The sequence below is a fragment of the Rhabdothermincola sp. genome (assembly GCF_036846205.1).
Taxonomy (GTDB): Bacteria; Actinomycetota; Acidimicrobiia; order Acidimicrobiales; family Acidimicrobilacustridaceae; genus Rhabdothermincola.
On sequence record NZ_DAIUCK010000133.1, the window covers coordinates 1 to 6,908 of the forward strand.

9 protein-coding genes are annotated in these 6,908 nt (G+C 71.2%); 4 read left to right on the forward strand and 5 right to left on the reverse strand.

The annotated features are described in order from the left end of the window. The 4 genes from V7004_RS14625 to V7004_RS14640 form a co-directional block, all read right to left on the reverse strand. The coding region (locus V7004_RS14625) for a hypothetical protein (protein WP_334144909.1) at nt 1–587 on the reverse strand (587 nt) is incomplete at its 3' end. A gap of 14 nt (nt 588–601) precedes the next feature. Continuing rightward, entirely contained in the window at nt 602–1,858 is a 1,257-nt protein-coding gene (locus V7004_RS14630; protein ID WP_334144911.1) for an alpha/beta hydrolase family protein, read from the reverse strand. Further along, nucleotides 1,855–2,454 (reverse strand): GNAT family N-acetyltransferase, encoded by a 600-nt coding sequence (locus V7004_RS14635; RefSeq protein ID WP_334144913.1) that lies wholly within the window; start codon nt 2,452–2,454, stop codon nt 1,855–1,857. Before V7004_RS14635 ends, V7004_RS14630 begins: the two co-directional genes overlap by 4 nt. A gap of 178 nt (nt 2,455–2,632) precedes the next feature. Beyond that, complete coding sequence (locus V7004_RS14640) at nt 2,633–3,874, reverse strand: hypothetical protein (RefSeq protein WP_334144914.1); 1,242 nt, start codon at nt 3,872–3,874, stop codon at nt 2,633–2,635. Between the two features lie 317 nt (nt 3,875–4,191). Here V7004_RS14640 and V7004_RS14645 point away from each other — a divergent pair, with 317 nt between their 5' ends. The 4 genes from V7004_RS14645 to V7004_RS14660 all read left to right on the forward strand — a co-directional run bounded on the left by V7004_RS14645 (nt 4,192) and on the right by V7004_RS14660 (nt 6,474). Then, nucleotides 4,192–4,881, forward strand: a complete 690-nt coding sequence (locus V7004_RS14645; protein WP_334144916.1) for a DUF433 domain-containing protein — start codon at nt 4,192–4,194, stop codon at nt 4,879–4,881. Between the two features lie 6 nt (nt 4,882–4,887). Continuing rightward, the gene (locus V7004_RS14650) at nt 4,888–5,307 is read left to right on the forward strand and encodes a hypothetical protein (protein ID WP_334144917.1); all 420 of its coding nucleotides are present in this window, start codon (nt 4,888–4,890) and stop codon (nt 5,305–5,307) included. 71 nt (nt 5,308–5,378) lie between these two features. Next, a complete protein-coding gene (locus V7004_RS14655; RefSeq protein WP_334144918.1) occupies nt 5,379–5,960 on the forward strand; it encodes a helix-turn-helix transcriptional regulator in 582 nt (193 codons plus the stop codon). Then, nucleotides 5,950–6,474, forward strand: coding sequence for a DUF6036 family nucleotidyltransferase (locus V7004_RS14660; RefSeq protein ID WP_334144919.1), 525 nt, complete (start codon nt 5,950–5,952; stop codon nt 6,472–6,474). The genes V7004_RS14655 and V7004_RS14660 overlap by 11 nt, the downstream gene beginning before the upstream one ends. 86 nt (nt 6,475–6,560) lie before the next feature. Here the strand turns inward: V7004_RS14660 and V7004_RS14665 are convergent. Further along, nucleotides 6,561–6,908: sulfite exporter TauE/SafE family protein (locus tag V7004_RS14665; RefSeq protein ID WP_334144921.1), on the reverse strand; the 348-nt coding region annotated here is incomplete at its 5' end.

A 6,908-nucleotide genomic window follows, 5' to 3' on the forward strand; every position in this document is an offset into this window, starting at 1 on the left:
GGGTGGGTGAGGTCGATCGGTGGGGGATAATCAGGGATCTCGGGCAGGTCACCGAGCAGCTCCTCGTCCCCACTTTCCGAACCGGCCGGAGCGTCGTCGGGCAGCAGGAGCACCTGCCGGTAGGCCTCCTCGGCGGCGGCCAGCTCCCGGCGGGCGAACTGTACGAACACCGGATCGACCTCGTCAGCCGTGCTGGTCGGCGACCGCCGCAGGGCCTCCAGGTCCTCGAAGGACCCCACACCAAGTCGATCCAGGATCAGCCGCTGCTCGAGCTCCACCTTGGCCAGTCGCTCACGGGCCGATCCGCCACCGAAGCGGCTCTGGGCCTTCTGGCGAAGCTTGTCGAGCTCTCGCTGGAGCTCCTCGACCCGCTCGAGGTCACCGGGATCCCACGAGTCACGCTGCTGCTGCGCGGCGAGCTTCTCCTCGAGCTGCGAGAGCTGCGAGCGCGCGTTGGCGAGCCGGCGTAACGCCGTGAGCATCTCCCGCTCCTTGAACGACAACCGGGGCTCGTCCGGGGAGCGGCGGGGAGGGGAGGACTCGGCCGAGGGCATGCGGAAGGTCGACTCCTGAGCAGGTTGGGTCACGGACCTCGTTCGCCCTACCCATCGGCCGGAACCCGCTCACGTTGAACGGAATCCCCTGGCCGAGCGAGAGCCGATCCGACGAGCACCTCGTCGACGAAGGCCGTGACCGTGGACGACCAGAGGTAGCCGACGTGGTTGCCCGGATACCACCGGATCCGGGGACGCCCCCAGTGCTGCCAGAGCGCGTGGGCCTGCCGGGGGTGGGACATGCGGTCCGCCAGCCCGGCAAAGATGAACCGGCGCTCCAGCGGCACCGCGGGTTCGACAGCCAGTGGCGACACCACGCGGTGCACATCCTCGGCCGGCCCACCGAGGATCCCGTGCTCCACGGCCCGGCGGACGATAGGCGGCGGGCTCTGCGAGCGGAACATCGACGGGAAGTCCGAGACCGGGATACCCGCCAGCACCAGCGCCAGGTCCGGCTCGAACCCGGCCACCAGCGCGGCCGTGTACGCCCCCAGCGAGACCCCGTAGAGGCCGATCGCAGGTGCGGCCTGCACCTCGCGCAGCCAGTTCAGCACACGCCGCACGTCCCACACCGCCTGCGCCAGTCCGTGCACCGTGTTGACCAGGTCGAAGCCGAGGAACTGGTCGCCGCTCATGTGAGCCACCTTCCGGCGACCGTGCAGCGGCAGCGTAGGTCCGATGAGGTTCAACCCCAGGTCCCGGTGGAGGTGGGCGGCGTGGAAGGCCGGGAAGTCCATGAACGCGTACCCCATGCCGAAACCGTGGAGGCACACCAGCCACGGTCGGGGCTCATCACCGGGATGACGCAGCATCCACGCCCCCGCGAGCCGATTCGACTGGTAGCCGAGCCACCGGTCGGCACCGGGCTCCTCGGCTCGAGGCTCGAAGCCACTCTCCCAGACGAGCCGCTCGTAGCGCAGACGGTGCGCCCAACCGCCTCCGACCTGCACGCGGGTCAACGGTGGGGGATCCGAGTGGTAGGAACGGGGATCGGCCAACCAGCCCCGCCGGTCGAACAGCTCCCGGGCCGCGGCCAGCTCCGCGCCCACTCGCTCGTAGTCGGCCCGACGAGGGAACCGCTCGGGTCCCATCACGGTCGTGAGGATCGCCTCGTCGAGCGCGACGTGCGCGAGCAGCGACGGCGTCAGACGGGTGTCCGGCAGGCCGTCAGGGAGCCGGGAGGTGCGCTGGCGGGCCAGGGTCCGGACGGCGAAACCCCCGGTCTCTGGTAGCGCCTTGAGCATCCGCAACGGTGGCACCCTCGCCAGCGCCTTCTCGAACCCACGTAGCTGCTCGACGATCATGCCGGGTCCCTCCACATGGTCCACAAGGTAGGTCCGTCGGGCACCACGACCTCGGACCGGACCCGGAAACCGAACCGTTCGTAATAGGGGATGTTCTCCGCCTTCGAGGACTCGAGGTATGCCGGCGTCACCTCCCGGTCACAGCGATCGGTGATCGCGGCGATCACCGCGGCACCCACCCCCCGACCCTGGCGATCGGGGTGGGTGCCGAGGATCGCCAGGTACCAGTGCGGCTCCCGGGGATGGGCCGCATCGACCTCCCGGACGAGCTGCAATCCCCGCGACAGCCGGCGGCCCAGGCTGCGGACCATGCGGGGAGCCGAGCGCAGCACCTCGATGGCGGGCTGCCTCCATCGACCCGGGGGATACCAGAGCGCAGTACCGCTCGTCTCCGTGTCGGTGAGCACCCGACCTCGCCGCCGGGCCACGCTGAGCTCAGCCCGGTAGAAGGGCAGCAGGCGCCGGTACCGGTTCGCGTCGTCCGGGACCAGCCATTCCATGATCGGGTCGTCCAGGAACGATCGGGCGAGTACGTCGGCCAGCACGGACTCATCGGACGGTGCCGCGTCCCTGACCCGCACCTCACCCCGCTCCACGCACGCACCCTAACCACCTGCCCGCTCCCAGCGGGAGCCGCTGACCGGCTCTGCCGGCGCTCGGGCAACCCACAACCCGAACTGTTCAGCGTTGCGCGCCCCTCGACCGCGGATCGATGAACAGAACAGGAGTTGCGCGGTGAGTGAGGGACGAGAGGCTGGGTGGCGAGCCGGCAGATCAGCGGGGTGCGGGCGGTCCCGACCGGTTCCGCCTCAACTCGCCGATCTGCGCGTCGAGCGCGGCGAGGGCCTGCTCGGGGCTGCTGCGCGCCGAGCCGGGCCGGCGGGTGCGCACGACCAGCACGATCGCCACCGCCACGAGCGCCAGCGCTGCAGCCACCGCCCCACCCACCAGCGCGCCCGAGCCGCCCCCGGTCGAGGCGGCCTGTGCCGGCATGGCCGGCTCGTCACGCGCCGGGAGGGCCACCGTGGTCGCGGCTCGAGCTTCCCCCGCGCCCGTCAACCAACCGACGGTGGCGGCCACCCCGTATACCGTGACCACCCGCCCGTCGGCCAACGTGTACCGGCGATCGACGGACACCGCGAGCTGGTCCGCCCCCGCGGCCAACCCCACGGCCCGGGCCGAGGCTTCGAGGTCGAACGCGACCACCCCCGCAGCAGTGGGATCCTCCGGGCGCAGGCCTTCGGTGATCCACGTGCCGTCACCGGTAACGTCCGCGAGCGTCCCGCTGCCGGTCTCGAGCAGCTGGATGCGCCCGGCGGTGCGATCGACGCGGATGAAGTCGGTCCCCCCGCTGGCCGCCTGCTCGCTCGGCACCAGCCGGACGAAGTCGTCGACGGCCACCACCGGCTCCCCGTCGATGCTCGCCGGCGGCCGGTCCGAGGCAGTGAGCACGAGCGCCCGGTTGTCCATCGACAGCGCCGGCGCGGTGACGCCCGTGTCGACCGCACCGAGGAGAGGCACGCCGTCGCGCTGGACCGCCCCCCAGCGGTTGCCGGGGAGGGACCGTTCCGCCCCGGCATCCGGACCGAGCAGGGCCGAGGCATCGAAGACCGCGGAGAGCTGGGTCGTGCCGGCCATGACCCACAACCCGCTCCCGGCGGGGAGTGCCCGTGGCATGCTCCCCGGACGGACCGTGACCGTCTCCCCGCCCGGCACCCCGATCACGACCTCCGCGGTCGCAGACAGCTCGGCAGGCGCGTCCGGGGCGAAGCGGAGGACGGGCCGCCCATCGTCGTTGCCGACGGCGACCAGGGCCGTGGCTCCCGGCGCGGATGGTGCCTGCACCGGGGCGAAACGCGGAGACGGGAAACTGCTGCCTGTCTGAGCGGTGACCGCGCCCGCAGGCGCACCTGCCGTCGAGACGACCAGCGCCACCAGCGCCAACGGCACCCCCGCCAGCGTCGACACCCGGGTGAGCGCGAGCGCCGGGCCTCGCCGCCTCACTCCCCTCGCCATGACCATCACACTAGGCCGTGCCGTCCGGGGATAGAGCTGACGGATCCCCCACCGGTGGGCTGGTGATGGAGCCTGCGGTTCCGGTAGACGACCCACAGGGTCACCGAGCTGTTGAGCCTCGTCCTCGATGCCGGCGAGCCCCCACGGGGAGCTCGTCGCTGACCGCAGGTCTGGCCACAGTACGAGAAAGCCCGTTCAATCGGTAGGACGGTCAGAGTCACCCGCTCACCCCAACACCAGGCCGGGACCGCCGCGGCTCGCGCGAATCGGGTGGGCGTGCACCGAAAGCCGAAGGTCGGTGAGGCATGATGCGAGGCGTGACGAACGATCTCACGATCCTCGAGCGTCCGGTGTACGGCGTGTCGGAGGCGGCTCGCTTGCTTGGCCTGCGCCCCGATCGGGCGCGTGCGTGGCTCGACGGGTACACGCGAGCCGGGGTGCGTTATCCCCCGGTGATCCGCCGAGAGCCCACGGGAGTCGACATCGTGACGTGGGGCGAGTTCGTCGAGCTGGGCTACCTGCGTGAATACCGCCGTGCCGGCGTGCCGCTGCAGCGCCTGCGTCCGGTCGTCGACGAGCTCCGGGATGCGTTCCGGACGCCCTATCCGCTGGCAACCGCCCGACCCTACGTTTACGACAAAGAGCTGGTGCTCGAGGTGCAGGAGCGCCACGACCTCCCGGCGCCGATCGCCATCGTCGTGCGCTCCGGGCAACAGGTCCTCCTGGCGGAGGCGGCTAGGCAGTTCTTCCGGAAGGTGGAGTTCGTTCCACCTAACGACGGGGTTGCACTACGGATCCGTCCGGCCGGTCCCGCGTCGCCGGTGGTGCTGGATCCCCTGGTGCGATTCGGTCGGCCAGTCGTTTCAGGTGTCTCGACCGAGCGCCTCTGGGAGCTCTGCGATGCGGGCGAGTCGATCGCGCAGATCGCCTCCGAGTACGACCTCTCCGAGGAAGACGTGCGGGCTGGCGTCGCCTACGAGGAGCAGTTCCGTTCGTTGGCGGCGTAGCCCGCGATGCCGGCCGGGTTCTTCGTCGACGAGAACGACCTGGCACTCGGTCGCGAGCTTGACGCGATGCATGGATGCGTGCTCTACCCGGGCCACCCCAACCTCCCCGAGGTGCCACGGGGCGCACTCGACGACGATTGGCTCGCGGTGGTCGGGGCGAGACGTCTCGTCGTGATCACTCGGGACAGGAGGATCCGGTACCGGCCCGTCGAACGGGCGGCGTGGGTGGCGCACGGCGTGCGGGGCTTCGTGCTCACCGGCCGCAAGAGCCAGACCACCGACGAGAGCGTGGCGGTGCTGACTCGGCACTGGGCGCAGATCGCGGAGCTGGTCACAGCGGAACCAGACGGGCCGTGGATGCGTTCGGTGACCGAGCACGGGATCCGGTGCATCGCTCTGACTGCGTCGTCTGGTGACGAGCTCTGATCCCTCCTGGGGCCCCCGGACCACCCGCTGGCGCTCGCGTATCAGAGAGCGACTGGGCTACTCTTTCTCCAATGGAGTCCCCCGTGGACGGCCGGCCGATCGGGGCCCGGTTGCTGGCCGAGGCCCGGCGCCGTGCCGGACTGAGCCAACGTGAGCTGGCGGCGAGGGCCGGGACGTCGAGGGGCACCCTCGCCGCGTACGAGACCGGCAAGCGCGACCCCCGCCTGTCGACCGCGCTGCGGTTGCTCCGGGAGTGCGGCGCGTCGTTGGTCGACGACGAATCGGTGTCGGTCTCGGCGTCGACCCCCGGCACCGGGCAGGCGGCCCGCGACCGCCACGAGGCCCGGAGCCTCGCCCTGCACGCGGCGATCGCCGACCAGCTGCGGCGCGACCCGGCGACCGTGCTGCGGCACGCCCGCGCCAACCTCGACCACCTCCGGGCGGCGCACCCCGACGGGTCGACGTCACGGCTGCTCGGCGAGTGGGAACTGCTACTCGGCCTTCCTCTCGAGATCATCGCAGACGTCCTCGTCTCGCCCACCCCCCACGCTCGCGAGCTCCGGCAGACCTCGCCGTTCGCGGGAGTCCTACCGGCGAAGCAGCGGTGGGATCTCTACCGTCGATTCCGCCGGGACGGCCGCCGTGCGTCGTGAACAGCTCGAGCACCTCGTCCGGGCTGCCGGCGCGATCACCGGCGACGACGAGCTGATCGTGATCGGCAGCCAGGCGATCCTGGGGTCGGTGCCGTCGGGCCTACCGCCCGAGGCGACCCGTTCCATCGAAGCCGACATCGTCCCCATGAACGATCCCGACGAGCGCAAGGCTGACCTGATCGACGGCTCCATCGGCGAGGCGTCGCTGTTCGAGGAGACACACGGGATCTACGCGCAGGGTGTCTCGCTCGCCACGGCGATCCTGCCGGAGGGCTGGCGTGATCGACTCGTTCCTCTCCACAACGAGAACACGGGCGGGGTCACCGCCTGGTGCCTCGAGCCTCACGACCTGGTGGCGTCCAAGCTCGCCGCGGGGCGACCCAAGGACGTCGAGTTCGCACGGGCGCTGCTCGCGGCGGGCATCGTCGACCGCGATCTGCTCACCGCGCGCCTCGACCGGCTCGACGCGCCGGCCAACATCCGCGAGCGGGCCAAGGCACTCATCGACAGGTGACCCGCGGGTGCGTCACGCCCGATCGGCCGTGCGGTACGTCACGGGCCAACAACAACACCGGCACGTGGCGAGCCCGCCGGAACGGATCAGAGGGCGAGCAGCTCGGCGGAGCCATAGATCGCCGCCACCACCACCATGAACGCGCCGAAGACCAGGCGTACCGTCCGGTCGGACGCTCCGAGGGTCAAATGCGAGCCGATCTGGGCGCCAGGAGCCCCGCCCGCCATCAGCAGGAGCGCGTACCACCAGTTGACGTGGCCGAGTGCCACGTGGGTGACCAGCGCCGGCACCGAGAAGATGGCCACCGCCACCAGGCTCGAGGCCACCGCCTCCTTGATCGGGATGCGCAGCACCACCGTGAACGCGGGCATCAACACGATGCCCCCGCCCACCCCGAGCAGCCCGGCCAGGAACCCCGCTCCTGATCCCACCAG

Bases quoted from the DNA above. Each gene is read 5' to 3' on its own strand.
- V7004_RS14640 (WP_334144914.1), bottom strand. From the start codon at position 3,874: ATGGCGAGGGGAGTGAGGCGGCGAGGCCCGGCGCTCGCGCTCACCCGG.
- V7004_RS14655 (WP_334144918.1), top strand. From the start codon at position 5,379: ATGGAGTCCCCCGTGGACGGCCGGCCGATCGGGGCCCGGTTGCTGGCC.
- V7004_RS14650 (WP_334144917.1), top strand. From the start codon at position 4,888: ATGCCGGCCGGGTTCTTCGTCGACGAGAACGACCTGGCACTCGGTCGC.
- V7004_RS14630 (WP_334144911.1), bottom strand. From the start codon at position 1,858: ATGATCGTCGAGCAGCTACGTGGGTTCGAGAAGGCGCTGGCGAGGGTG.